The 25,027-nt window shown below is 70.6% G+C and carries 25 protein-coding genes and 3 pseudogenes; 15 read left to right on the top strand and 13 right to left on the bottom strand.

What is annotated here, in order from left to right:
- Positions 1-24 precede the first annotated feature (24 nt).
- Positions 25-420 carry a YybH family protein gene (locus ACKTSN_RS02775; RefSeq protein ID WP_409467609.1) on the bottom strand — a complete coding sequence of 132 codons (396 nt, stop codon included), beginning with the start codon at positions 418-420 and terminating at the stop codon, positions 25-27.
- An 89-nt stretch (positions 421-509) separates the two neighbouring features.
- On the opposite strand from ACKTSN_RS02775, the gene ACKTSN_RS02780 reads away from it, so the two are divergent.
- On the top strand, positions 510-1,145 hold the full coding sequence (locus ACKTSN_RS02780) for a nucleoside/nucleotide kinase family protein (RefSeq protein WP_409467610.1): 636 nt from the start codon (positions 510-512) through the stop codon (positions 1,143-1,145).
- Positions 1,146-1,218: 73 nt separating this feature from the next.
- On the opposite strand, the pseudogene ACKTSN_RS02785 reads toward ACKTSN_RS02780, so the two are convergent.
- A pseudogene (locus ACKTSN_RS02785) lies at positions 1,219-1,968 on the bottom strand (hypothetical protein); the annotation flags it as partial.
- 165 nt (positions 1,969-2,133) lie between these two features.
- Here ACKTSN_RS02785 and ACKTSN_RS02790 point away from each other — a divergent pair.
- From ACKTSN_RS02790 to ACKTSN_RS02800, 3 genes are all read left to right on the top strand, one after another.
- On the top strand, positions 2,134-3,738 hold the full coding sequence (locus ACKTSN_RS02790) for a glycosyltransferase family 39 protein (protein WP_409474718.1): 1,605 nt from the start codon (positions 2,134-2,136) through the stop codon (positions 3,736-3,738).
- A gap of 91 nt (positions 3,739-3,829) precedes the next feature.
- Positions 3,830-4,753, top strand: coding sequence for a MurR/RpiR family transcriptional regulator (locus tag ACKTSN_RS02795; RefSeq protein ID WP_409467611.1), 924 nt, complete (start codon positions 3,830-3,832; stop codon positions 4,751-4,753).
- Between the two features lie 209 nt (positions 4,754-4,962).
- Positions 4,963-5,343 (top strand): hypothetical protein, encoded by a 381-nt coding sequence (locus tag ACKTSN_RS02800; RefSeq protein ID WP_224736273.1) that lies wholly within the window; start codon positions 4,963-4,965, stop codon positions 5,341-5,343.
- Positions 5,344-5,402: 59 nt separating this feature from the next.
- On the opposite strand, the gene ACKTSN_RS02805 is transcribed toward ACKTSN_RS02800, so the two are convergent.
- Positions 5,403-5,753, bottom strand: a complete 351-nt coding sequence (locus ACKTSN_RS02805) for a MarR family transcriptional regulator (RefSeq protein ID WP_409467612.1) — start codon at positions 5,751-5,753, stop codon at positions 5,403-5,405.
- 131 nt (positions 5,754-5,884) lie between these two features.
- Between ACKTSN_RS02805 and ACKTSN_RS02810 the strand changes: the two genes are divergently transcribed.
- The 3 genes from ACKTSN_RS02810 to ACKTSN_RS02820 all read left to right on the top strand — a co-directional run bounded on the left by ACKTSN_RS02810 (position 5,885) and on the right by ACKTSN_RS02820 (position 8,004).
- Positions 5,885-6,607, top strand: coding sequence for an ANTAR domain-containing protein (locus tag ACKTSN_RS02810; protein WP_409467613.1), 723 nt, complete (start codon positions 5,885-5,887; stop codon positions 6,605-6,607).
- A gap of 86 nt (positions 6,608-6,693) precedes the next feature.
- The gene (locus ACKTSN_RS02815) at positions 6,694-7,428 is read left to right on the top strand and encodes a TetR family transcriptional regulator (RefSeq protein ID WP_409467614.1); all 735 of its coding nucleotides are present in this window, start codon (positions 6,694-6,696) and stop codon (positions 7,426-7,428) included.
- Between the two features lie 162 nt (positions 7,429-7,590).
- Entirely contained in the window at positions 7,591-8,004 is a 414-nt protein-coding gene (locus ACKTSN_RS02820) for a Zn-ribbon domain-containing OB-fold protein (RefSeq protein WP_224736269.1), read from the top strand.
- Between the two features lie 11 nt (positions 8,005-8,015).
- On the opposite strand, the gene ACKTSN_RS02825 is transcribed toward ACKTSN_RS02820, so the two are convergent.
- Together ACKTSN_RS02825 and ACKTSN_RS02830 are read right to left on the bottom strand one after the other, a co-directional pair.
- Positions 8,016-8,402: a PPOX class F420-dependent oxidoreductase gene (locus ACKTSN_RS02825; RefSeq protein WP_409467615.1), complete on the bottom strand. Its 387-nt coding sequence runs from the start codon at positions 8,400-8,402 to the stop codon at positions 8,016-8,018.
- 25 nt (positions 8,403-8,427) lie between these two features.
- The gene (locus tag ACKTSN_RS02830) at positions 8,428-9,606 is read right to left on the bottom strand and encodes a MalY/PatB family protein (RefSeq protein ID WP_409467616.1); all 1,179 of its coding nucleotides are present in this window, start codon (positions 9,604-9,606) and stop codon (positions 8,428-8,430) included.
- A gap of 206 nt (positions 9,607-9,812) precedes the next feature.
- Between ACKTSN_RS02830 and ACKTSN_RS02835 the strand changes: the two genes are divergently transcribed.
- The gene (locus ACKTSN_RS02835) at positions 9,813-11,177 is read left to right on the top strand and encodes a S1 family peptidase (RefSeq protein WP_409467617.1); all 1,365 of its coding nucleotides are present in this window, start codon (positions 9,813-9,815) and stop codon (positions 11,175-11,177) included.
- Between the two features lie 81 nt (positions 11,178-11,258).
- On the opposite strand, the gene ACKTSN_RS02840 is transcribed toward ACKTSN_RS02835, so the two are convergent.
- Together ACKTSN_RS02840 and ACKTSN_RS02845 are read right to left on the bottom strand one after the other, a co-directional pair.
- A complete protein-coding gene (locus tag ACKTSN_RS02840; protein ID WP_409467618.1) occupies positions 11,259-11,444 on the bottom strand; it encodes a hypothetical protein in 186 nt (61 codons plus the stop codon).
- Positions 11,445-11,543: 99 nt separating this feature from the next.
- On the bottom strand, positions 11,544-12,704 hold the full coding sequence (locus tag ACKTSN_RS02845; protein ID WP_409467619.1) for an ROK family protein: 1,161 nt from the start codon (positions 12,702-12,704) through the stop codon (positions 11,544-11,546).
- Between the two features lie 165 nt (positions 12,705-12,869).
- On the opposite strand from ACKTSN_RS02845, the gene ACKTSN_RS02850 reads away from it, so the two are divergent.
- The 4 genes from ACKTSN_RS02850 to ACKTSN_RS02865 are packed head-to-tail and all read left to right on the top strand — an operon-like array spanning position 12,870 to position 17,306.
- Positions 12,870-13,766, top strand: a complete 897-nt coding sequence (locus tag ACKTSN_RS02850) for a carbohydrate ABC transporter permease (protein ID WP_224736263.1) — start codon at positions 12,870-12,872, stop codon at positions 13,764-13,766.
- Positions 13,767-13,784: 18 nt separating this feature from the next.
- A complete protein-coding gene (locus tag ACKTSN_RS02855; RefSeq protein ID WP_409467620.1) occupies positions 13,785-14,735 on the top strand; it encodes a carbohydrate ABC transporter permease in 951 nt (316 codons plus the stop codon).
- A gap of 10 nt (positions 14,736-14,745) precedes the next feature.
- A complete protein-coding gene (locus ACKTSN_RS02860) occupies positions 14,746-16,089 on the top strand; it encodes an ABC transporter substrate-binding protein (RefSeq protein ID WP_409467621.1) in 1,344 nt (447 codons plus the stop codon).
- A 14-nt stretch (positions 16,090-16,103) separates the two neighbouring features.
- Positions 16,104-17,306, top strand: coding sequence for a Gfo/Idh/MocA family protein (locus ACKTSN_RS02865; protein WP_409474719.1), 1,203 nt, complete (start codon positions 16,104-16,106; stop codon positions 17,304-17,306).
- Between the two features lie 25 nt (positions 17,307-17,331).
- On the opposite strand, the gene ACKTSN_RS02870 is transcribed toward ACKTSN_RS02865, so the two are convergent.
- From ACKTSN_RS02870 to ACKTSN_RS02885, 4 genes and pseudogenes are all read right to left on the bottom strand, one after another.
- The gene (locus ACKTSN_RS02870) at positions 17,332-18,027 is read right to left on the bottom strand and encodes a L,D-transpeptidase family protein (protein ID WP_409467622.1); all 696 of its coding nucleotides are present in this window, start codon (positions 18,025-18,027) and stop codon (positions 17,332-17,334) included.
- Between the two features lie 129 nt (positions 18,028-18,156).
- On the bottom strand, positions 18,157-19,071 hold the full coding sequence (locus ACKTSN_RS02875; RefSeq protein WP_409467623.1) for an SDR family oxidoreductase: 915 nt from the start codon (positions 19,069-19,071) through the stop codon (positions 18,157-18,159).
- Between the two features lie 84 nt (positions 19,072-19,155).
- Positions 19,156-19,452: pseudogene (locus ACKTSN_RS02880) on the bottom strand (DUF4180 domain-containing protein); the annotation flags it as partial.
- A gap of 62 nt (positions 19,453-19,514) precedes the next feature.
- Positions 19,515-20,081, bottom strand: coding sequence for a rhodanese-like domain-containing protein (locus ACKTSN_RS02885; protein ID WP_409467624.1), 567 nt, complete (start codon positions 20,079-20,081; stop codon positions 19,515-19,517).
- A gap of 93 nt (positions 20,082-20,174) precedes the next feature.
- On the opposite strand from ACKTSN_RS02885, the gene ACKTSN_RS02890 reads away from it, so the two are divergent.
- The gene (locus tag ACKTSN_RS02890; RefSeq protein WP_129803368.1) at positions 20,175-20,462 is read left to right on the top strand and encodes a metal-sensitive transcriptional regulator; all 288 of its coding nucleotides are present in this window, start codon (positions 20,175-20,177) and stop codon (positions 20,460-20,462) included.
- 15 nt (positions 20,463-20,477) lie between these two features.
- Here the strand turns inward: ACKTSN_RS02890 and ACKTSN_RS02895 are convergent.
- Both ACKTSN_RS02895 and ACKTSN_RS02900 read right to left on the bottom strand, forming a co-directional pair.
- A pseudogene (locus ACKTSN_RS02895) lies at positions 20,478-21,223 on the bottom strand (sulfite exporter TauE/SafE family protein).
- Positions 21,220-22,893, bottom strand: coding sequence for an MBL fold metallo-hydrolase (locus tag ACKTSN_RS02900; protein WP_409467625.1), 1,674 nt, complete (start codon positions 22,891-22,893; stop codon positions 21,220-21,222). The pseudogene ACKTSN_RS02895 and the gene ACKTSN_RS02900 overlap by 4 nt, the downstream one beginning before the upstream one ends.
- 210 nt (positions 22,894-23,103) lie before the next feature.
- Here ACKTSN_RS02900 and ACKTSN_RS02905 point away from each other — a divergent pair, with 210 nt between their 5' ends.
- Both ACKTSN_RS02905 and ACKTSN_RS02910 read left to right on the top strand, forming a co-directional pair.
- Entirely contained in the window at positions 23,104-24,192 is a 1,089-nt protein-coding gene (locus tag ACKTSN_RS02905) for an S-(hydroxymethyl)mycothiol dehydrogenase (RefSeq protein ID WP_409467626.1), read from the top strand.
- Complete coding sequence (locus ACKTSN_RS02910) at positions 24,192-24,821, top strand: MBL fold metallo-hydrolase (RefSeq protein ID WP_224738435.1); 630 nt, start codon at positions 24,192-24,194, stop codon at positions 24,819-24,821. The genes ACKTSN_RS02905 and ACKTSN_RS02910 overlap by 1 nt, the downstream gene beginning before the upstream one ends.
- The last annotated feature ends 206 nt before the right edge of the window (positions 24,822-25,027 follow it).

A 25,027-nucleotide genomic window follows, 5' to 3' on the forward strand; every position in this document is an offset into this window, starting at 1 on the left:
GAAGGGGTTCCCCGCGCGGGGGGATCAGTCGTGCGGGAACGAGTGGTGCTCGTGCGCGACCTGCCAGCGGCCGTCCTCCTTGCGCAGGCCGAGCGTGAGCCGCAGACGCAGGGTGGGCCGTTCGGCGAGTTCCTGGGGCGTGCCGCAGCGCAGCAGCGCATGCGCGTAGGCGACGTCGGTGCCCGCGGTGACGTCCAGGGACTCGATCTCGAAGGAGGCGCCCTGGGCCTGCCACTCGAAGAACGGCGGCCAGCTGGCGCGGTACGCGGCGAGTCCGTGGATGCCCTCGTGGGGCGGGGGCACATCGAACATGACGATGTCCTCGGTGTGGTCGGCGAGGACCGCGTCGAGGTCGCCGCGGTGGACGGCGTCTGCCCACCCGGTGACGAGGGTGCGGATCTGCTGTTCGTCGTCCGTCATGACCCTTCAACTCCTTTCTCCTCACTCTGGTCCGACTCCCCGCGGTCCCGGAATTCATCGCCGCACACCCGGATGACACACTCTGCTGTGTGCCGGTGACCTTCGATGACCTCCTGGCCCGTGCCCGGGCCCTCGCAGCGCCCGGCCGGCGGGCCGTCCTCGGCATCGCCGGCAGCCCCGGCGCGGGCAAGACGACCCTCGCCGAGCGCCTGGTGCGGGACCTGAACGGCACCGGCCGGCCATGGGTCGCCCACGTCCCCATGGACGGCTTCCACCTGGCCGACGCCGAGCTGGACCGGCTCGGCCGCCGGGACCGCAAGGGCGCGCCCGACACCTTCGACGCCGCCGGGTACGCCGCGCTGCTGCGGCGCCTGCACGACGAGGCCGATGACGGCATCGTGTACGCGCCCGGTTTCGAACGCGTCCTGGAACAGCCGATCGCGGGGACGATCCCGGTGCCGCCGACCGCCCGGCTGATCGTGACCGAGGGCAACTACCTGCTGCTGGACACGGGGGCGTGGGCGCGCGTGCGACCCCAGCTGGACGAGGTGTGGTTCTGCGAACTGGCCGAGCCCGAGCGGATCCGCCGTCTGATCGCCCGGCACGAGGAGTTCGGCAAGGGCCCCGATCAGGCGCGGGCGTGGGTACTGGGCCCGGACCAGCGCAATGCCGACCTGGTGGCGACGACACGGGACCGGGCGGACCTGGTCGTGCCCACCGGCTAGCGTGCCCGGAGGTCTTCGGCGGCCGGAAACCGGTCGGGCGTGTGAGCCGGTCACCGGGTCCCGGCAGGCCGCTCCGGTGGGCCTGGGCGAGGAACGACAGGGAGATGGGACCGTAGTTGTTGTCGTACGCCCCGCCGTGCTCGGGCGGCAGCAGCGCACCCCGGTCACGGATGCGGTGGACGCGGATCTCCTCGGTGTACAGACGCATCGCGCGTGCGCGGACCGACTCCGCCTGTGCGGGCGGGAGATGACGGGCCAGCATCAGGCCGGCGACCACGCAGCCGATCGCCTGGTTGGCCGCCTCCTGCGGGTTGAAGAAGGTGGCCTCGGTCAGCCAGCTCCAGTATCCGACCGCCAACTCGAGCAGTTGAAGGCGTGGTTCGTCGTCGAGGAGTCCGCCGGCCGTGTCGAGCACGTCGACCGCCTGGAGCAGCGCCCACACCGTGCTCGGCCAGTCGCCGTGCGGGTGGGCGCCCGGCTCGAGGACGTAACGGGCGTACGGCAGACCCGAGTCGCGGATCCTGAGGTTCGGATAGCCGGGGTTGTCCTCCCGGAACACCCGTTCGCGCAGGTGGAAGGCGAGGCTGCGACGCACGGCCGGCGACAGCCGAGGGTCCCTGCCGCGCTGCCGGGCGAGCGCGGGCAGGGACGTGACACCCAGGGAGGTGTCGCCGACGTCGAGAACGGCCGCCGGGTGTTCGAGGCTGCCGTCCCGCGTGATCCGCGCCAGCGCCTGCTCGGCGACGTCCGCGAGAACGGCGTCGTAGGCCTCCGGTGTGTCCGGCAGATCGCGCAACGGGCCTCGCTGATAAGGGAGATGCACGTCGGTTCGCCCCTTTCCTCGGGGAGACCAGCGTCTCGCGAAACGCGGACACGCTGACCGCGTCAGGCATTCCCCCGACCGGTTCGAGCTGAACTCCGGCACGCTGCGCGCCGTACCCCACTGCACGGCAGACGGTCTGTCGGTACGACTTCCGCGGGGCGGATGATGACGCACGTCCGGCACTGGATCAGCCGCAAGCGGTGGCTGGCGCCGCTGGTCGCGGCCCTGTTGCTGGGCCAGATGGCCGTCGCCACGGTGACCGGCGCCGCGCAGCAGACGCCGACGATCGACGAGCCCGTCTACGTGGGCACGGGCACCGTGTACCTGCGCGAGCACGAACTGCGCCACAACCCGGAGCATCCGCCGCTCGGCAAGCTGGTCATCGGCGTCGGGGCGGCCCTCGCCGATCCGCACCTCGACTCCTCCTTCGAGAGCGGCCAGGCCGCGCTCGGGCGGCATCTGCTGTACGAGTCCGGCAACGATCCCTGGCGGCTGATGCTGTTCGCCCGGCTGCCGGTGATCGTGCTGACGCTGCTGTTCGGGCTCGTGGTGCTCGCCTTCGCACGTGAACTTGCGGGCAGGGCGGGCGGGTTGGCGGCGCTCGCCCTGTACGCCCTCTCCCCCGACGTCATCGCCCACGGCTCGCTGGCCACGCTGGACGTTCCGACGGCCGGGTTCCTGCTGACGGCGGTGTGGCTGCTGTGGCGGGCCAGACATCGGCCGTGGCGGTACCTGCCGCTTGCGGGCGCGGCGCTCGGGGCGGCCCTGGCGACGAAGATGAGCGCGCTCCCGGCGGTTCCGGCGCTGCTGGTCCTGGCCGTGCTGTCGGTCAGGTGCACGCGCCCGAGGCCGCGGGCTGTCCTGTTCGGCGCCGCGCTGATGACGCTGGCCGCCGTCGCCGTCGTATGGGCCGCGTACGTCGCGGTCGATCCGTCGCTGCGCTGGACGCCCCGGCAGCATGTGCCGGCCGTTCACGGGCTGCGCGGTCACCTGGTCGACCTGCTTCCGTTCCCCGAGGCGTACCGGGACGGGATGCGTATCCAGTTCGGGCTGGAGAACAAGCCGTGGCGGGGCTTCCTGTTCGGCCGTCAGTACACCGGTTCGCTCCGGTACTACCTGCCGGCCGCGCTGCTGGTGAAGACCCCGCTCGCCATGCTCGTCCTCTGGGCGGCCGGGGCCGTGACGGTGGTGGCGGTACGGCGACTGCGGCCGGCCGCGCCGTATCTGCTCGCCCCCGCAGCCGTACTGCTGGTCTCGGCCATGCAGGGCGCCCGGGACTTCGGCACCCGGTACGCCGTCTTCCTGCCGATGTTCCTCGCGGTGGCAGCCGGCTGCGTCCTCCTCCTGCGACGGCGGTGGACCCCCGCGGTGACGGGGGCGCTGGTGATCTTCGTGGCCGTCAGTTCCTTACGTGCGTACCCCTACTACCTGCCGTACTCCAACGAGGCGTTCGGCGGACCGGAGAAGACCCGTCTGCGGCTCCACGACTCCAACGTGGACTGGGGACAGGACCTCGGCCGGCTCGCCGACCGGTTGCGCGAGCGCCACGGGGGCGAGCGGATCTGGCTCGTGCACAAGGGCAGCGGGGTGCCCTCGTTCTACGGCATCGAGGCGGCCGATCCGCGCCGGGTGCCCGCCGACGAAGTGCACGGGCTGCTGGTCGTGTCCGACTCGGCGGCCGCCACGGCCACCGGGCGGCTGGCCGAGCTGATCGCGAGCAGCCGGCCGGTCGACGAGGTCGGGCACTCGATCACTCTGTACCGCCGGTAACACGGCCGGCGCCGACGAGTAATGTGCGCCCCTGATCGCCACGGTCCGTGAGCTATGTTGAAGCTCCGTGGGAAGCAAAGGAGGCGCACCGGTGCCATCGCCGCAGCAGGCACGCGCACAGGCATCCGCGATCACCTCGGGGAAGACCGCCACCGAGCCGGGGGCTGCCCCGACTTCCCAGCTCAGGGCGCTGTTCGACCGGCCGCGACTGTCGCCGGGTCAGCGGCGGATCGCCCAGTACCTGATCGAGCACATCACCGAAGCGGCGTTCCTCTCGATCACCGATCTCGCCGACCGCGTCGGCGTCAGCCAGCCGTCGGTGACGCGTTTCGCCGCCGCGGTGGGCTTCAGTGGTTACCCCGCGCTACGGGAGAAACTCCAGTCGATCGCCCTCGGCACCCTCGCGGGCGGCCCCGCTGCGGCCGAGGAAGAGCGTGGCAACGAACTCCAGGCGGCGGTCGACGCCGAGATCGAGAACCTGGAGAACCTCCGCCGCGACTTCGCCGACCCCGACCAGGTCATCGAGATCGGCCGCAAGCTGTCGGAGTCGACCCCGCTGACCGTTCTGGGCCTGCGCATCTCCGCTTCGCTGGCCGAGTACTTCGCCTACGCCGCGCGCCGCATCCATCCGGACGTGCGGCTGGTGACCCTGGGCGGCAGCGTCGCCTACGACGCGCTGCTCCAGTCCCGCGAGGCCGGCGGCACCTGGGTGCTGGCGTTCTCCCTGCCCCGGCACGCCCAGGAGACACTGGCCGCGGTGCGTCTGGCGCGCGGCGCCGGGCTGCACGTGGCCCTGATCACCGACCTGGCGCTCGGCCCGGTGGCCGACGAGGCGGACGTCACCTTCGCCACCGGGACGGGTTCGCGCCTGGTGTTCGACTCCTATGCCGCGCCGGGCGTGATGGCGGCCGCGCTGCTGCAGGCGATGACCGACGCCGACCCGGAACGGACACAGGCGCGGCTCGAGGCGTACGAACAGGTCTCGGACCAGCACCAGTTCTTCCTGCGGGACTGATCCGCCCCTCGGCTCACCCACGCCGTAAGGCATCACAAGCGGATCATCCACAACAAATCACGCATGAATGTTTTCATACGCCTTGCAAAGCGATCGGCATATATAAATACTGCTCGCGGATCCGCACCCGGGGCGGTCCCGGTCACTCCCCTAGACCGGGGCCGCCCCACCCGTCGGGCCGCCCTCTGCGACGCAGCACACCGGAAGCGATGATCATGCCCCTGACGTCCACGCGCATCAGCCCGGACTGGCCGTGCCAGGTCAAGACCCCCGGCAGCTACGACTGGGAGCGCTCGGCGGCCAAGTGGCTGCGTGAGCTGGTGCCGGCGCGCTACGCCGGCTATCCGGCGCTGATCCGCCACCCCGTGCTGCTCGCCCGCCACGCCCAGATCCAGGTGCAGCACGAGATCCGGGTGGCCCGCACCGCCCTGCAGACCGCCCGGGCCGACCTGCCGAGGCTCGGCATGCCGGAGTCGGTCATCGAGCACACGATCAAGCTGTACGCCGCCGAGGTACTCCAGCTCCAGCACATCGCGCGCAGCGTGCGGGCGGTCACCGAGGCGCTGGTGGAGCACAACGCCGGGCGCTGAGGGGCGGATCCCGGTTCAGCGCCGTCGAGCTGCCCGGCGGCACCATGCTCGATCCGCGCTCAACCGTCGCCGACGGTCGCCCCGCTGTCCGCCGAACCCCGGGCGCGGCGGGCCTCGTCACGGGCCAGCAGGGCGAGCAGTGAGGCCACGGTCAGCCCCGCCTCGGCCGGGTGACGCAGCACCTTGCTCGGCTCGATGCGGTACGTGTTGCTGCGCCCCGCACGCGTGTGGGACAGGTATCCGGCCTGCTCCAGATCCGCGATGATCTTCTGCACAGCGCGCTCGGTCAGCCTGCAGTGCGCCGCGATGTCGCGCACGCGGGCGTTGTGGTCATCGGCGATGGCGGCCAGCACACGGGCGTGATTGGTGAGGAACGTCCATCCGGTATGCGGCTCAGGCACTCCACCCATGCTCCAACCATACGACCGAACGTTCCCGCATATCAAAACGCGAAATTCATTTCACGTATCCCTTGACGTCCTCCAGGTAGACGAAGACTCTGGAGACGACGGCAAGCAGGAAATCCGAGGGAGCGTCGGCCATGCCGGAGTCTCCGTTCTCCCCGCAACCCCCCACAGCTGAACTCTCCGCCCCCACCAGGGCGGACAGCATCTCCGCGACGCTGCGGCCGCAGGCACTGTCGATCGACACCCACCCCGACGGCACCCGCACAGTCGTGGTGGTACGCGGGGAGCTGGGTCTGCAGGTCGACGACGAACTGCGGGCCGCCCTCCGCGACGCCCTCGGGGCGGCGGCCGAGGGCATCGACCTGGACCTGAGCGGTGTCGGTTTCTGCGACTGCTCGGCGCTCAACGTCCTGCTCGGCGTCCGCGAGCAGGCCGTGGCGGAGGGCAAGACGGTGACGATCCGCACCGTCGGACCCGGCACCGAGCGGTTGTTCACCCTGACGGGCACTCTGCCGCTGTTCATGCCCGGGTCCGAGAACTCCGACGGCGACGGAGACGGCGAGCACGCCCTCGGGGTCGAAGTCGTCCAGCTCCGCCGGGCCATGCAGACCCGGCCGACCATCGATCTGGCCCGCGGGGTTCTGATGGCCACGTTCGGTCTGAGCCCGCAGGACGCCTGGCAGGTGCTGGTGACGGTGTCGCAGCACACGAACACCAAGCTCCATCGCCTGGCCGAGGACCTGGTGACCGCCGTACAGGGGGATCCGCTGCCCGAAACGGTGCAGCACGAGGTCGCCGCGGCCGTGGCGCGATTGTCCGCGTCCGCCGACCAGGAGGGCGAGTCGGCCGGCGACTGAGGGCGCCGGGAGGTCGCGCGGCACTCAGTTCCCTGAGATCGATGCACTGAGTGCCATCACAGCAGCCCGGGTGCTAGTTTCCGTCCATGAGCTCCAGCAGCACGTCCCCCGGCCGAGACTCCAAGGCACGGGCGGCCGACGCCAAGCCGCCGATGCGGGAAGCCCTGGTCGCGGCGGCGTTCCAGCTCTTCCTGGAGCGAGGCTACGAACAGACCACCGTCGACGACATCGTGGCCCTCGCGGGAGTCGGGCGGCGGTCCTTCTTCCGCTACTTCCCCTCCAAGGAGGACGTGGTCTTCCCCGACCACGAACGGTGCCTGGCCGACATGACGGCCTTCCTCGCGGCCGGCACCGGGGACGAGGAGCCGGTCGGGCGGGTCTGCGACGCTGCCCGCCTGGTGCTGGGCCTGTACGCCGAGAACCCGGCCTTCTCCGTGCAGCGCTATCGGCTCACCAAGAAGGTGCCCGGCCTGCGCGCGTACGAACTGTCCGTGGTGTGGCGCTACGAGCGCGCCCTCGCCGAGTATCTGCGCGCACGCTTCGCGAGCCGGCGCGACGGGAACCTGCGGGCCGACGTGATCGCGGCCGCGGTGGTCGCGGCGCACAACAACGCCCTGCGTTCCTGGCTGCGTTCGGACGGGCAGGGCGACGCGACCGCCGCGATGGACCACGCACTGGGTCTGGTCCAGTCCGCCTTCGGCACCGCTCCCCCGCCCCCGGCCGACGAGCGGCCCGAGGACGTGGTGGTCGTCGTCTCCCGGCGTGGGGCGCCGCTGTGGCGTGTGGTGCAGGAGATCGAATCCACGCTGACCCGCGACTGATCCCGACGACGGGTCGCAGAAACTGAGGGTACGGAGTGTCTTTACGAGTGACACTCAGTGCCATACGCTGTGGCCGTGCACGGTGGCACGGCGAACCGCGCACCCGCGTGCACGGTGCGGCGTGCACGCGGATCTCCGGCCGAGCGCAGGGAGTTGACCAGCGTGTACCACCACTCAGGAAGCGTCACTCAGCAGGCATCCGGCTCCGCGGCGGGCGTCCTCGACCCCACGGCCCAGGACACGGACGCGATGCTCTACCAGCGCTGCACATGGTGCGGCACCGCCATGTACCACCGGCTGCTGTGTCCGGTCTGCCAGGGCAGTGACCTGCGGACGGAACGCAGCGAGGGCACCGGCACGGTCCGCCACAGCACGGTCGTGCACCGCAACACGCCTGCGGCGCGCAATGTGTCCCTGATCGAGATGTCCGAGGGGTTCGTGGTGCGGGGTCGCGTCATGGGCCCGCCGGTGGGCATCCACAGCGGGGACCGGGTACGGCTGTCCACGGCCAAGGACCCGGTGCGGGGCGAGCCGGTGTTCCAGCTGCTCGACGAGCCGTACCGGGCCTGGACCTGACGGACCGTCCCTCAGCCGGTCAGCGTCACGCGAATCCCCACGGTGCCGTTCGGTCCGCGCCTCAGCCGGCTGCCGAGCAGCGTGAGGCGGCCCACGACGCCGTACTTGCGGGCGATGAGCTGCCGATAGCGTGCCGTGGTCGCCGGGTCGGTGATCTCGGCGGTGGCCGGGACCTGCTCGCCGGTGGGGTTGCCGCGCAGGTCGCAGGGGCCGACGAGAACGTCCGAGCGGTTCCGAATCCGCTTGACCTTCCAGGAGTCGGCGACCGTCCAGACGCCGAGCGCGTCACCGTCGGCGACCACCCAGACAGGGGTGGGGACCGGGGTGCCGTTCCTGCGGTAGCTGGTGATCAGCAGATACTTGCCGGCCCCGAGCCGGTCCAGTGACGAGTCGTCCATGGCCGGAAGTGTAGGCAGGCCCCGCTCACCCCGGCGCGGCGGCCATCCGCCGTACCGCCTCCGTGATGATCTCCGGTGACGTGGCCAGGTTCAGCCGTACGTGCCCGACGCCCCCCGCGCCGAAGGGGATCCCGGAGTTGAGAGCGACGCGGCCGCGGTGCAGGAAGACGTCCGCCGGGTCGTCGCCGAGGCCGAGCGCGCGGCAGTCCAGCCAGGCGAGGTAGGTGGCCTCGCCGGGTCGGTAGTCGACCGCGGGCAGGTGCTCGCCGAGCAGGTCGGCGAGCAGACGCCGGTTGTCGTCGAGGCCCACCAGCACGGCGTCCAGCCAGGCGGTTCCCTCGCGCAGGGCCGCGGTGTGGGCGATGACGCCAAAATGGCTGGGGCCGTGGCTGACCTCCTCGGGCAGCCGGGCGAGGTCGGCGGCGGCCGCCGGTCCCGCGACGGCGAGGGCGGCCTTGAGCCCGGCGAGGTTCCACGCCTTGGACGCCGACATCAGCGACAGGCCGCGCTCGCCGCCCGGGACGCTCAGGTACGGCACGAAGTCGGCCCCGGCGAGGACGAGCGGCGCATGGATCTCGTCGGCGACCACGCGCACGCCGTACCGCTCGGCGAGACGGGCGACGGCGGACAGTTCCGCGGCGGTGTGCACGGTGCCTGTCGGGTTGTGCGGGCTGCACAGCAGAAACGCGGCCCGCCGTCCGCCCGCCACGGCCTGCCGGAAGGTCTCCTCCAGCGTGCCGAAGTCGATCCGCAGGTCTGGGCCGAGCGGAGCCTCGACCACCCGCCGGTCCATGTGCGTCACGAACTGGAAGAACGGCGGATACACGGGCGGATTGACCACCACGGCGCCCCCGGGCCCCGTCACCAGCCTGATCATCTCCAAGACACCCAGCATCACGTCCGGCACGATCGCCGTGCGCTCCACGGCGAGCCCGGCCCACCCCCACCGCTTCTGAGCGAAGTCGGCCAGCGCCTCGGCGTAGGCGGTGCCCGCGGGATAGCCGGTGTCCCCGATGGCGAGCGCGTCCGTGACGGCGCGCACGACGGGTTCGGCGAGCGGCACGTCCATCTCGGCCACCCACAGCGGCAGCACGTCGTCGGGATAGGTGCGCCATTTCATGCTCGTACGGCGTCGCAGGAGCTCGAGGCCCAGGGCGCGCAACGGGTTCGGTTCACCGGACGGTTCGTGCAGGATCCTGGTCATGGGCACAAGATAGGTGGCTGTGGTGTGACCGGGAATCGGGAGGCCGGTGACCGACCGCCGAGGGGCGGCCCGCACGACCGCAGGAATTGAGCCGTTCGCCCTCCGGGTGAACGCGGCCGGGCGCCGGCACGTATGGAGGGAGGGCGCTCAACCACCCGGGTGCCCCGCGGTGTTGCAGCCGCGAGTTCGGGGTTCGGGAGCCATGCATGAGGCACGCACGACGACGGATCGTCCGGCGAGTGACACGGCTGGCGGCGGTCGGCGGACTTCTGCTCGGGGCAGGGATGGTCACCCAGGCCGTGGCGAGCGAACCCTCCGGCTCCCCGGGGGTGCCGAACGCCTCCGTCCGGTCGGCCGCGGGCACCGGCGCGGACCTTGTGGAGCGGCTCGGCACCGCCCGTACGGCAGGCACCTGGATCGGCTCCGACGGGCGACCGGTCGTCGCGGTCACCGACGAGGACGCCGTGGCCGAGGTCCGGCGGGCGGGCGCGACCGCGAAGGTCGTGCGGCACAGCATGCGTGAGCTGAAGTCGGCGGCGGCGACGCTGCGTTCGGCACCGCGGGTGGCCGGCACGGCATGGGTGATGGACTACCGGTCGAACGAGGTGGTGGTACGGGGTGACAGCACCGTCTCCGCCGCCGACTGGTCCGAGTTGACCGAAGTCGCGGACGGCATCGGCGGCTTCGTGCGCATGGAGCGCACCGAGGGCACCTTCACGACACGCCTCAACGGCGCGCAGGCCATGCTCTCCACCGCTGGGCGCTGTTCCGCGGGCTTCAACGTCACCGACGGTGAGACCGACTTCATTCTCACCGCCGGTCACTGCGGCCCCGACGGTTCCGTCTGGTTCGCCGACAACCAGGGGAACGAGCAGGTGGGCAAGACCGTGACCGGGAGCTTCCCCGGCAACGACTACTCCCTCGTCCAGTACGCGAACGGCCGGGCCGGACAAGGCGCCGACGTCGTGGCCATCGGCGACGGGCAGGGAGTACGGATCACGGGCACGGGCGAGGCGTCCGTCGGGCAGCGGGTGTTCCGCAGCGGCAGCACCAGCGGGCTGCGCGACGGTGAGGTCACCGGGCTCAACGCCACGGTGAACTACCCCGAGGGCACGGTCACCGGCCTCATCGAGACGAACGTGTGCGCCGAACCCGGGGACAGCGGCGGGCCGTTGTTCTCCGAGGGGATCGCGCTCGGGGTGACCTCGGGCGGCAGCGGGGACTGCAACGCCGGCGGCACGACGTTCTTCCAGCCGGTGGGGCAGGCGCTGTCCGCGCTCGGCGTACGCCTGATCACTTCCACGCCGGAGCAGGGGGCCTCTCCCGCACCCTCCGCTTCGGGAACCCAGAGCGCGATCGCTCCTCCGGACGCGGCGGAGCCCGGGGCGTCGGCTCCGGTGTCCGGCGAGGACGTCTCGGCTCTGCTGTCCCGGCTCACGGACCCCAAGAACGTCGGCCCGGGCCTGCTGATCATCGCGGGCAGCCTGATAGCGCTGGTGGCCACGCGGTGGATCCGGACGGAACAGGACCGCAAGGCCTACCAGCGGTATTACTCGGCGACGTGGGGTTGACGAAGGGGTCCGGGAGGCGCCGTCAGGCCGCGGAGCCCCGGCCGGCGCGGCCCTGGCCGGGCCGACGGCACCGGATGCCGGTCAGGCGGCCTGCGCCGATTGCGGCGTCGCGGCGGCCCACTCCATGACGAGGCGCTGGTACTCCTCGCGCTGCTCGGTGCTCAGTGTCCCGCCCGACCGGCGCCACAGCGCCCGGATCTCCTCGTTGACCTCCGCGGCCGATCGCTCGGTGGCGGCTTCAACAGTGGTGGACATGGCGTGAAGCATACGGCGCCGGACGTGAAGGCGTTGTGAGTAATCACGAGCCAATCGGGCATATCGGGCAGTGTTACTGATCACGTCATCTCTCCGAACCCCCCGGGGAGTTCACCCGTCCGCCGCGCCCAGCACGAGCACCTGGATGGCGAGAACGGCCGCACCGCGCGCCCAGTCGTGGAAGTCGGACACCCTGGTCTCCAGGTCGACCGGCGTGGCCAGCGGATGTCTGCGGGCACGGATCGTCTCCTCCACCGTGTTCCTTGCCACATCCATCAGGCCGACCCCTTCACCGGCGAGGAGGATCTTCTGCGGCATCGCGAAGTTGGCGATGTGGGCGACGAGGGCGCCCAGGGCCCGTGCGGCCTCGTCGACGACTCGGGCGGGCATGGGCTCCCCGGCCGCGGCACCGGCGAGGATCTCCTCGTAGCTGTGATCGCGCCCGGTGGCGGCCCGCATCTGGTAGCGGATGCTGGGAATGGCCAGCAGCGAGACCGCACTGCCGCGGTCACCGTCGGGGGTGAGGGGCCCGCTGGGGTCCAGGATCCAGCGGCGACCGAAATCCCGGTCCTCACCGTCGGACGGCACGCGCCTGCCGCCCAGGACCAGCCCGTAGCCGATCCCTGCGCCGATGGTGAGGACGACGAAACGGTCCAGTCCGCGGCCCGCCCCGAACCAGGTCTCGGCCTCGACGAAGGCCGCGACGTCGTTCTCCACGACCACGGGCAGCCCGATGCGCTCCTCGACGAGGGCGGCGAGCGGGATGTCGCGCCACTGCAGGAAGGGCGACTCCCCGACCACGGCCCGGTCCTGGACGAGTCCGCCCACACCGATACCGATGCCGGCGAGGCGGGGGTGGGCATGGGCCAGCTCGGCGGTCATCTCCGCCAGCAGATCGGCGACTTCGCCGGGATCGTGGGTGGTGAGCGGGCGGTCATGGCGGGCGGCGATCTCGCTCCGCAAGGTGGTGACGACGCCGTACACCATGTCCTCGGTGACCTTGAAGCCGAGGAAGGAGCGGGACTCGGCGACGATGTCCAGCGGCTGTGAGGGACGCCCCTGCCGCCCCTCGGTCGGCGCGCCGCCGTCGGGGACCTCGATCAGCAGCCCGGACTCGATCAGCGGCTTGGTCAGCCGGGTGAGGCTGCCGGGCGAGAGGCTCAGCCGGCGCGCGAGGTCCGAGCGGGACAGCGGGCCGTGGACGAGCACCTCGATCGCCACCGAGCGCTCCCCCGCACTCAGCGGCAACCAGCTGGCGGTACCTGCGGTCATGACGGCCCGACTCCCCAAGATTTTTTTATCACGGAAGTAATGGTCCCCACACTAGGCCGGACAGACCGGATCAGGAAGATGTCTGCACGCCTCTTGACGCATGGATTCTTTCGCCTCAAAAGTAAGTGGCCCGAGGATGAGCCGCCGTAGCCGAGGAGTCTCCCGATGAGCATCGCCTCCAGCAGTCCGCCGACGCGCCGAGGTGACGGCCGTCTCGCGGCCGTGTTCCTGGCTCCCGCCCTGTTGGGTTTCCTGGTCTTCCTGCTGTGGCCGACGCTGCGGGGCGTCTATCTGAGCTTCACCCGCTTCAATCTCCTGACGCCCGCGGAGTGGGTGGGGCTCGACAACTACGACCGGATGATCCACGATCCGATCTTCTGGGACTCGCTGAAGGTCACCGTCGAGTACGTCGTCATCAACATCGGCATACAGACGGTGGCGGCACTCGCCATCGCCGTGCTGCTCCAGCGACTGACCCGGTCGGCTCTACTGCGGGGCATCGTGCTCACCCCGTATCTGATGTCGAACGTCGTCGCCGGCCTGGTGTGGCTGTGGATCCTGGACACCCAGCTCGGCATCGGCAACGAGATCATCAGTGCCCTCGGCGCCGACCGCATCCCCTTCCTCGCCGACGAGACCTGGGCGATCCCCACCATCGCCCTGATCAACGTCTGGCGGCACGTCGGCTACACCGCCCTGCTCCTCTTCGCGGGTCTCCAGGCGATCCCGAACGACATGTACGAGGCGGCCAGGGTCGACGGCGCGAGTGAGTGGCGGATGTTCTGGCGGATCACCATGCCGTTGCTGCGGCCGGTGCTGGCGGTCGTGCTGATCATGACGGTGATCGGCTCGTTCCAGGTCTTCGACACCGTGGCGGTGACCACGGCGGGCGGTCCGGCGAACGCGACCAACGTGCTCCAGTTCTACATCTACGGCTCCGCCTTCGGCCGCTTCCAGTTCGGCTATGCCTCGGCGATGTCCGTCGCCCTGCTGGTCGTGCTCAGTGCGATCACCGTCCTGCAGTACCGGCTCACCCGGGCCGGCCGGACCGACCTCGGCTGACGGAAAGGAGACACCGACATGGCCGCCGTGACCACCGTGACCACCGTGACCGCCACGACTACTACGACACCGACCGGCATACGACCGCTGAAGCGCAGGTTCTCCCTCGGCCGGGCCGCCGCCTGGACCGTGCTGGGCCTGATCGTCCTCATCACCCTGCTGCCGTTCTACTGGATCCTGCGCACCGCGCTCTCCACCAACGCCGGCCTGGCCGCCGACCCCACAAACCCCCTCCCTGTGGGCCTCACCACCAGCGGCTTCGAGCGGGCCCTCGGTCTGCAGTCCGCCGAGGAGGCGGTCGCCCAGGGCGGCGCGGGCGGCGGGCTCGACTTCTGGCGCTACCTGCTCAACTCGGTGATCGTCTCGACGCTCATCACCGGCTGTCAGATCTTCTTCTCCGCGATGGCCGCGTACGCCTTCTCGCGGCTGCGCTGGTGCGGCCGGGACAAGGTGTTCGGTCTGTTCCTGGCCGGGCTGATGGTGCCGACCGTCTTCACGCTGCTGCCGAACTTCGTGCTCATCAAGCAGCTCGGCCTGGTGGACACACTGCTCGGCATCGCGCTGCCCAGCCTCTTCATGACCCCGTTCGCCGTCTTCTTCCTGCGGCAGTTCTTCATGAACATCCCCCAGGAGGTCGAGGAGGCGGCACTGCTCGACGGCGCCGGCAAGGTGAGGATCTTCTTCCGGGTGGTCCTGCCGATGGCGTCCACGCCGATCCTCACGCTGTCCGTGCTGACGTACATCACCTCCTGGAACGACTACTTCTGGCCGCTGATGGTCTCCTACAGCGACAGCTCGCGCGTGCTGACCGTGGCGCTGGCGATCTTCCGGGCGCAGACCCCGGCGACCGGCGTCGACTGGTCCGGGCTCACGGCGGCGACGCTGATCGCCGCGCTGCCGATGCTGGTGCTCTTCGCCTGCTTCGCCCGTCGCATCGTCAGCTCCATCGGCTTCACCGGGATCAAGTGAGGGACCACTGATGCGACTTCGTACGCTGACCGCGCTGGCCGGAGCGCTCACGCTGTCCCTGGTGACCGGATGCGCGAAGGGCGACTCCACGGGGTCGTCCGCGAACACCGTGACCTACTGGCTGTGGGACGCCAATCAGCTGCCCGCCTACCAGGCCTGCGCGAGGGGGTTCGAGAAGGAGAACCCCGGACTCAAGGTCAAGATCACGCAGTTGGGCTGGAGCGACTACTGGACCAAGCTCACCGCCGGGTTCATCGCGGGCACCCAGCCGGACGTGTTCACCGACCACATCCAGAAGTTCGGCCAGTTCGCCGATCTGCAGGTGCTGGAGCCGCTGGACGACCTGGGCATCAAGGACTCCGACTACCAGCCGGGCCTCGCCGCCAACTGGATCGGCCAGGACGGCCACCGCTACGGCGCCCCGAAGGACTGGGACACCGTCGCGCTCTTCTACAACGAGAAGATGGCGAACGACGCCGGGCTCACCGCCGAGCAGCTGGGCGGCCTCTCCTGGAACCCCAAGGACGGCGGCACCTTCGAGAAGGCCATCGCCCACCTCACCGTCGACAGAAACGGCAAGCGGGGCGACGAGCCCGGCTTCGACAAGAACAACGTCAAGGTGTACGGGCTGGCCACCCAGGGCGCCGGCTACGGCGACGGCCAGACACAGTGGAGTCCCTTCACCGGATCCGCCGGGTGGAGCTACACGGAGAAGGCTCGCTGGGGAACGAAGTACCAGTACGACAGCAAGACCTTCAAGTCCGTCATCGAGTGGTACTTCGGCCTGGCGGAGAAGGGATACATGGCCCCCTTCTCCGACTACAACGTCCAGTCCAACCAGGGCAACACGCAGATCGCCGCGGGCAAGGCCGCCGCCGTCTTCGACGGCGCCTGGATGATCTCCACCTACAACGGCTTCAAGGGCAGGGACATCAGGACCGCCCTCACTCCCGTCGGCCCGACCGGCAAGCGCGCCACGATGATGAACGGCCTCGCCGACTCCATCAGCAAGGCCTCCAAGAACAAGGCGGGCGCCCGCAAATGGGTGGCCTACCTGGCCTCCGACAAGTGCCAGAAGGTCGTGGGCGACTACGGCGTCGTCTTCCCCGCCACTCCAGCAGGCACCGAGGCCGCCATTGCCGCCTACAAGAAGAAGGGCATCGAGGTCTCGGCCTTCACGGAGCCCGTGGACGACAAGAAGGACTTCCGGACCTTCTCCTACCCGATCACCAACTACGCGGCGGACGTCACGGCCCTCATGCAACCCGAGATGGAAGCCATCTACGGCAACGGCAAGTCCGTGAGCAGCCTCGACCAGACCACCGACCAGATCAACCTGACCCTCGACCAGTGAAGGGCACCACTTACATGACGTTCTCCCTCGGCATCGTCGGCGCCGGGCAGTTCTCCGGGCAGTTCGCCAAACTGTTCCTCGCCCACCCCGGCGTCAGCGACGTCTACGTCACCGACCTGCTCCCCGAACGGGCCGAGCAACTCGCCGCCGCCGAAGGCCTCACGGGCACCTTCCCGACGTATGAGGCCATGCTGGAGTCGAAGGCGGTCGACGCGGTCGCGATCTTCACCCAGCGCTGGACGCACGGCCCGTTGGTCGTCCAGGGGCTGAATGCCGGAAAGCACGTCTACTCCGCCGTCCCCATGGCGATCAGCACGGACGAGACAGCGGCGATCATCGACGCGGTCAAGGCGACCGGACTGACGTACATGATGGGCGAGACCAGCCAGTACAACCCGGCGACCGTGCACGCCCGCAACCAGATCGCGAAGGGTGCCTTCGGGCGGATCTTCTACGCCGAGGGCGACTACGTCCACGACATGGATCTGGGGTTCTACGAGGCCTACCGGTACAGCGGCGGCGAGAACTGGAAGGCGACCGCCAGCTATCCCCCGCTGCTGTACCCGACGCACTCGGTGGGCGGGGTGCTGGGCGCCTGGCAGACGCACGCGGTGAGCGTGTCGGCGATCGGTGTCGTCGACGAGCGGGGCGACGGGGTCTTCGACCGGTCGGTCAGTCAGTTCGACAACGACGTCTCCAACGCCACCGCGCTGTTCGAGGTGGCGGGCGGCGGGTCGTTCCGTACGAACGAGTTCCGGCGAGTGGGCTACCCCTCGCACATACGGGAGTCGCGTTTCCGGTTCTTCGGGACGGAAGGGAGCATGGAGCAGCTCGCCACGGTCGCCCTGTGGCAGGACAAGAACGGTGTGAAGGACATCAGCGAGCTGCTCGAGCCCAAGCCCACCATGTCCGCTGACGATCCGTCACTCCAGCACATCGCGCCGGACCTCCGGGCCGCCTTCACCTCCGGGTCGGCGCCCGTGCACGACCGCTCCCGCCTGCCGCGGGAGTTCGACCACCTGCACAACGGCCACGAGGGCAGCCACCACTTCCTGGTGGACGACTTCGTGACCGCGGTGAACACCCGCACCCTGCCGTCGGTGAACGCATGGGTGGCGGCCCGCTACACCCTGCCGGGCATCATCGCCCACGAGTCCGCCCGGCAGGGCGGGGTACGGCTGGAGATCCCGGACTTCGGGGACGCGCCTCAGGTGTGACGCGTCCGGGGTGGGCCGGGCATCGTCAGGTGCCCGGCTTGCGGCCGTACACGTAGACGTCGTCGCCCTTCTTCAGCAGCGACCAGTACTTCTTGGCGGCGGTGCCGGTCATGTTGACGCAGCCGTGCGAGCCGGGCGGGTTCCACATGCTGACGCCGACGGAGTGGAAGGCCTGGCCGCCGTCGAAGAACTGGCTGTACGGCATCGGCACGTTGTAGATGGTCGACACGTGGTCGATGTTGCGCCAGTAGATCTTCTTCAGGCCCGTGCGGGTCTCGTAGCCGTTGCGCCCGGTGCGGACCGGAACGGGGCCGTAGACAAGCTTCTTGCCGTCCTGGATCCAGCTCAGCTGGAGGCTCAGGTTCACACAGGCGATACGGCCCTTGTTCACGGGACACTTGCCGTCCTTGTTGGGCGTGTTCCCGACGGCCCGCTGCTTGAGCATCAGGTCCATCACGCCCCAGGTGACAGGGCCCGCGTAGCCGACGTTCGGCTTTATGCCGTGCTTGGTCTGGAAGGCCTGGATCGCCTTGCAGTCCCCGGCGGACTGCACACCGTCCACCGGCCGCCCGAGGAACTTCTCCACCTGCTTCTGATACGGACCTGTCTGCGTGGTGCAGCTCGCCGCCTGCGCCGTGCCGGCGCCCAGCGCGAGCGTGAGCGGCGCCACCAGCGCGGTGGCCCCCAGGACAACGGTTCCCCGTCTGCGTACGTCCCCCATGCCCGGCCTTGCCTTTCACCTGGAATGCGCGGATCTCGCGCAATCTCTGCCAGCTAGACCGACAGCGACGGGAATCGGTTGTAGGCGCGCACCAACTGCGACCAAACGGTGATATTCGCCGCCGGCGCGTCACCGGTAGCCGGTCGTGTCCGCCGGTTTGCCCGCGTCCTGGACCTCCACGAGGTAGCGCCAGGCATCGGGGCGGCTGCCGTCGAGGTCGGTGAAGCCGTACTCCTGGGCGAGGCCACCGCTGGAGAGGGAGCGGCCGTTGAAGCGGGCCACGTCGGGGTCGGCGGCGAGGGCGGCGACGGCGCGGCCGACATAGCGCGGGGTCTCCGAGATGGCGAAGTGCGGGATGCGTGCGAGGGCGTCCCGCCAGTTGTCCTCCCCCACTCCGAAGGCCTCCAGCATCATCTCCGAGCGCAGCCAGCCCGGGGTGAGCGCGACGGCGGTCGCGCCGCGTGGTCCGAGTTCGTGCCCGAGGGAGAAGGCCATGCGCAGGACGGATGCCTTGGCGAGGTCGTAGAAGAAGGAGTTCCGGTAGTGGTCGCGGTTGTAGTCCGCCGTGCCGTCGGTCATCTCGACCACCAGTCCGCCGGGGTGGCGCAGGAGCAGGGGCAGAGCGTGGTGGTTGGTGATCGCGTGGGTCTCGACCGCGAGCCGGAGCAGCCTCAGGCCCTCGTCGAGATCGTGCTCCCAGACGGGGCTGTCCCAAGCGAAGAGCTTCTCGCCGCCCCAGATGTCGTTGACGAGGATGTCGAGGCGGCCCTGTTCGCCGGCGATGCGGTCCACGAGGGTGCGGACCTGGGCCGGATCGAGGTGGTCGGTGGGTACGGCGATGCCCTGGCCGCCGGACTCGGTGACCAGGTCGGCGGTGTCCTCGATGGTCTCGGGGCGGTCGTACTCGGAGCGCCGCTCGCGGGTGCTGCGGCCGGTGACGTAGACGGTGGCGCCGGCCGCGCCGAGTTCCACCGCGATTCCGCGGCCCGCACCGCGGGTCGCACCGGCGACCAGCGCCACCTTGCCCTTCAGGGTTTCCGACATGTCCGTCCTCCCGTGCCCGTTCGACTCTGTCACCGACGAGCGTGCCGCAAAATCCGGACGTCTTCTGTCGCCTTTCGCGGACGGTCACTCCGCCGGGCACAACCTGGCCTCCAGCTCGTCGTAGGCCGGCACGAACCAGATGTGACCGCCGCGGTTGGTCTCCCGGAGGAAGTCGCGCAGGGCCGTGCTCTCGGCGACCTGGTGGGAGACGTCCCCAATGACGGCGAGGCGCAGCCGGTAGTTGACGAACTTCTGCATCACCGCGCCCACCACGCCGGACCGCAGCCGGAAGAACTCCTCGCCAACCCGCTCGACGGGCACCGCGACCAGTTCGGCCTCGTTCCCGATCGCGTCACCGATCAGGTCGAGCGCCGCGCCCTCACCGTCGAGCGGCGGACCCTACGTTGGAGCCCAGGCGTACGGCCGCCCGTTTTACGGTCGGCCTACCGGGCCGCGAGCGCCGCCAGAGTGGCGTCCAGGTCGGCGAGGCGCGGCCGGTTGTGCGGCAGCTTGCCGAGGACGACGGCCATGCCGCAGGTGTTGGTCAGGGCGGAGAAGACCAGTCCGCCCGCGATCCCGGCGGCGAGCAACTGCCAGGCGGGGTGCAGGAGTCCGAGACCGAGGCCGGTCAGGACGATGCTGCCCGCGGTGAACCGGACCTGACGTTCCATGGACCAGGTCGTGCGGGTGCTCTGCTGCGGCCGGGCCAGTTCATGACCGCGCCGGGCCCAGTCCTGGGTTCCGCCGGTCAGCGTCATGGCGCCGATGCCCTCCGCGGCGAGGACCGTGCGGGCCTGCTCGGAGCGGGCCCCGGAGGCGCACACGAGAAGCAGTTCGCCGTTCCCCTGACGGAGCGTGGGCAGGGTCCGGCGGAGCTGGTCCAGGGGGATGTTGAGGGCGCCGGGGACGTGGCCGGTGGCGTACTCGCCCGGGGTGCGGACGTCGATGACGGTGAGCTCGGGCAGTCGGGTCCGGGCCTCGTCGGCGTCGAGAGTGCGGGGAGCGTTCATGGTGCGTGCGATCCTTCCTTGGCATTGCGGTGAGGGGTACACACCCCGGGGGAGGTAAAATACCCCCAAGGGTATACAGAGGAGTGAGTGGCCGTGGATGTGCGGTTCGAGGGTGATGAGCTGAAGTCGGTGCTGAACCGGCTGCGCCGGGCGCAGGGTCAGATCACCGGAGTGATCAAGATGATCGAGGAGGGACGCGACTGCGAGGACGTCGTCACACAGCTCGCCGCCGCCTCGCGCGCCCTCGACCGGGCCGGTTTCGCGATCATCGCGACCGGGCTCCAGCAGTGTCTGACCGACGCCGGCAACGGTGACGGCAACGGCGAGACCACGGACGAGATGAAGGCCCGCCTGGAGAAGCTGTTCCTCTCCTTGGCCTGACCGTGCCGCCCGCCCTCACAGGAGGGCGTCGGCCAGCATGAACGCGGCCACCGCCAGCAGGGCGCCGGCGAAGATCCGCTGGAGCGAACCGGCGGAGACCCGGGCCGCGAGGCGTTTGCCGTCCCATGCGGCGAGGACCGCAGCGGCGGCGAAGGGCGCGACACGCGCCCAGTCGACGCTCACGTCCGCCCCCGCCCGGGCCGCCAGCGCGACCAGCGAGTTGAGCGTGATGACCAGCAGGCTCGTTCCCACGGCCGCCCGCATCCGCAGCCCCACCACGTTCACCAGCGCCGGTACGGCGAGAAAGCCGCCGCCCACCCCCAGCACCCCGGTGACCGCGCCGAGCCCCGCCCCGCCGTGGCGACCCGAACCGCGCGGGCCGGCGCCTCGGTGGGCGCGGAGGCCGACGGCCGCAGCATCCGCAGCGCGGCGACTGCGGCGATCACGGCGAAGGCGCCGGTCAGCACTCCGGCCGGGAGCCGCGCCGAGACCGCGCCGCCGACCGCCGCGGGCCCGAGTCCTGCGAGGGCGAACAGGAGGCCGTGCTTCCACCGTACGGTGCCCTCGCGGGCATGCCCGATCAGGGCGGTGGCGGACGTGACGGTGACGACGACCAGGCTCGCGGTGGCCGCCGCGGCAGGGGTGAGGCCGAGCAGGTAGATCAGTGCGGGCACCGCCAGCACGCTCCCACCGCCCCCGAGGGCGCCCAGGGCGAGACCGGTGAGGGCCCCGGCGACGAGGGCGAGGACGAACGCGCTCACGCGGGCGAGGTGCGCTGCTCGTCGCGCACGACCGGCAGACCCGCCTCGGCCCACGCCCGCATACCGCCCGCGACGTCTGCCACGCGGACGCCGCGCGCGGCGAGCAGGTCCGCCGCCTCGCGGGAGCGCCGCCCGGAGCGGCAGATCACGACGACCGGCCGGCCCTGCACGCTCTGCGGCAGTTCACCCCCGGCCGCGAGGCCGGACAGCGGGGCGGGCACGGCGCCGGGGGCGTGTCCTGCGGCCCACTCGGCCGGTTCACGGACGTCCAGGAGTACGGCGTCCGCATGCGTTCGGTCGGCGGCCTCGGCCGGAGTGAGGCGGTCCGGGATCAACCCGGCCTCGCGCGCTGCGTCGAAGCGGTCGTCGACGGCGACGACCGCACGCCCCGTCGCGTCGAGGAGGGACGCCGCGATGGCCGCCCGCATCCCCCCGGCGCAGTGCACCCACACGGTGCCGTCCGGAATCTCGGCGAGCCGGTCCCGCAGTCGGTGCAGCGGTATGTGGAGCGATCCCGGGATGTGCCCGGTCGTACGCTCGGAGTCGCGCCGCACGTCGAGGACCACGACAGCCTCCTGGGCGCCGAGCTCCGCGAAGGTGGCGCGCGGGAACGCGCGGGGCCGTTCTCCCGCCGGCACCCAGTCGCCGGGCGAGCCGGTCGCCGCTGCGGCGGGCCGGTCGATGCCGACCCGGACGAGCTCGCGCTGGGCGTCGGCCAGCTGGGCGGCCGACTCGGCGAGCAACGTGACCGGCTTGCCCCAGGGCAGCAGCCAGGCCAGATACGTCGCGAGCTGCCCGTCGGCCTCGAAGTTCAACGCCCCGGCGACATGCCCCTCGGCGAACGCGACCCGGTTGCGCAGGTCCACCACCCATTCGCCGGCGGCCAGCCGGGCTGCGATCTCCTCGGCGTCCGCGCGGCGGGGCGGGGTGAGGTCGACGGGGGCCGGGCCCTCGGTGTTGGCCGGGCCCGTGTGGGCGTAGTACGCGGGTACGTCGTCCAGGCCGGCCAGCAGGTCGGCGACAAAGGTGTCGACATCCTTGACGAGCGCCTCGTTGGCGGTGCGCTCCCGGCCGATCGTCGTCTCCGCGCCCGCGTCGCTCTGCCCGGCGGAACAGAAGCTGCCGAAGCCGTGCGTGGGCAGCACCTCGGTCGCGTCCGGGAGCTCCGCGGCCAGGCGGTGTGCGGAGTCGTACTGCGCTCGGGCCAGCTGTTCGGTCAGCCGCGGCTCGACCAGATCGGGGCGCCCGACCGTGCCGATCAGCAGGGAGCCTCCGGTGAACACGGCCACCGCCCGTCCGTCGTGCTCCAGGACGTACGACGTGTGGTGCGGGGTGTGGCCGGGCGTGGCCAGCGCGCGCAGCGCCAGCCCTGTCTCGATCTCCGCCCGGTCCCCGTCGGCGACCGGCACGCGCTCGTACGCTACCCGGGCTCCGGCCGGCACGAGATACGAGGCGCCGGTCACCCGGGCCAGCTCCAGGCCGCCGGTGACGTAGTCGTTGTGGACGTGGGTCTCGACGACGTGCGTGATGCGCACGCCCCGCCGGGCGGCGGCCGCGATCACCCGATCGACGTCACGCGGGGGATCGACGACGACGGCGCTGTGCGCACCCCCCGCCACATAGCCGCGGTTGCCCAGTCCCGGCACTTCGATGGTGTCGACGAAGTACACGGCAGCGCTCCTCTCCTCGCAAACCCCCGGGTTGAGTACCCCGGGGGGTATATGGCCACCGTAGCAAAATTACCCCCGGGGGTATGTGAGGGGCTGGCCGGAAGCAGCCGTGACTGTCGGCCCGCGGGCCTGCAAACCGCGCCCTTACCGATCAGTCGCGCGTAAGGTCGGCACCGGGACGGACGCCCGCCGACAGAAGGGGTCAGCACGATGGCGCAGGAAGTACGCGGCGTGATCGCACCGGGGAAGGACGAGCCGGTCCGGGTCGAGACGATCGTCGTGCCCGACCCCGGCCCGGGGGAGGCCGTGGTGCGGGTCCAGGCCTGCGGGGTCTGCCACACCGACCTGCACTACAAACAGGGCGGCATCAACGACGAGTTCCCCTTCCTGCTCGGCCACGAGGCCGCCGGGATCGTCGAGACGGTCGGCGACGGCGTCACCGAGGTGGCGCCCGGGGATTTCGTGATCCTCAACTGGCGTGCCGTGTGCGGCCGTTGCCGGGCCTGCCTGCGCGGCCGGCCGTGGTACTGCTTCGACACCCACAACGCGGGGCAGAAGATGACCCTCGCCTCGACCGGCCAGGAGCTTTCCCCGGCCCTCGGCATCGGCGCCTTCGCCGACAAGACACTGGTCGCGGCCGGCCAGTGCACCAAGGTCGACCCCGCGGTCTCCGCGGCCGTCGCCGGACTGCTGGGCTGTGGCGTCATGGCCGGCATCGGCGCCGCGATCAACACGGGGAACGTCGGCCGCGGCGACACGGTCGCCGTCATCGGCTGCGGCGGCGTCGGTGACGCGGCCATCGCCGGATCCCACCTGGCCGGCGCGGCGAAGATCATCGCGGTCGACATCGACGACCGCAAACTGGAGACCGCCCGCACGATGGGCGCCACCCACACCGTCAACTCGACGCAGACCGACCCGGTCGAGGCGATCCGTGAACTGACCGGCGGCTTCGGCGCCGACGTCGTCATCGAGGCGGTCGGCCGCCCGGAGACGTACAAGCAGGCCTTCTACGCCCGCGACCTGGCCGGCACGGTCGTTCTCGTCGGCGTCCCCACCCCCGACATGAAGCTCGAACTCCCGCTGCTGGACGTCTTCGGCCGCGGCGGAGCCCTCAAGTCCTCCTGGTACGGCGACTGCCTGCCCTCCCGCGACTTCCCGATGCTGATCGACCTGCATCTCCAGGGGCGTCTGGACCTGGCCGCGTTCGTGACGGAGACCATCCAGCTCGACGAGGTGGAGAAGGCGTTCGAACGAATGCACCACGGCGACGTGCTGCGCTCGGTGGTGGTGCTGTGATGACCGCCCGCATCGAACGACTCGTCACCTCCGGCCAGTTCACGCTCGACGGCGGCACGTGGGACGTCGAGAACAACGTGTGGCTCGTCGGCGACGACCACGAGGTCGTCGTCATCGACGCCGCCCACGACGCCGACGCCATCGCCGAGGCCGTGGGCGAGCGCCGGCTGACCGCCATCGTGTGCACCCACGCCCACAACGACCACATCGACGCAGCCCCCGCCCTCGCCGAGCGCACCGGAGCCGTCATCTGGCTGCACCACGACGACCTGCCGCTGTGGAAGCAGACCCACCCCGACCGGGACCCGGACTCCTGGCTGCTCGACGGCCAGATCATCGAAGCCGCCGGCGCCGACCTGACGGTTCTGCACACGCCCGGCCACGCCCCCGGCGCGGTCTGCCTCTACGACCCCGGACTCGGCACGGTCTTCACCGGCGACACCCTCTTCCAGGGCGGCCCGGGCGCGACCGGACGCTCCTACTCCCACTTCCCGACCATCATCGACTCGATCCGCGACCGCCTCCTCACCCTCCCGCCCGAGACCAAGGTCCTCACCGGCCACGGCGACCCGACCACCATCGGAGCCGAGGCACCGCACCTGGAGGAGTGGATCGCGCGGGGCCACTGAAAGCGTCGTGGAACGACAGTACGATCCCGTCCCATGACCTCGAACACGCTCGAGACCCTCCATGACGTCCGCGTCCTGCGCTGTGCCCCAACGCTCATGTGTTTCCTCTGGTGTCCGTAGCGATGTGTCGTCCGTCGGTGTCGTGCCGTGACTCCGGCACCGGTCTCGGTGTCGTATCTGAGTGCGCGGTTCGAATGCGTGACCTT

This window comes from Streptomyces flavusporus (assembly GCF_046267975.1).
In the GTDB taxonomy this organism is placed as follows: domain Bacteria; phylum Actinomycetota; class Actinomycetes; order Streptomycetales; family Streptomycetaceae; genus Streptomyces; species Streptomyces flavusporus.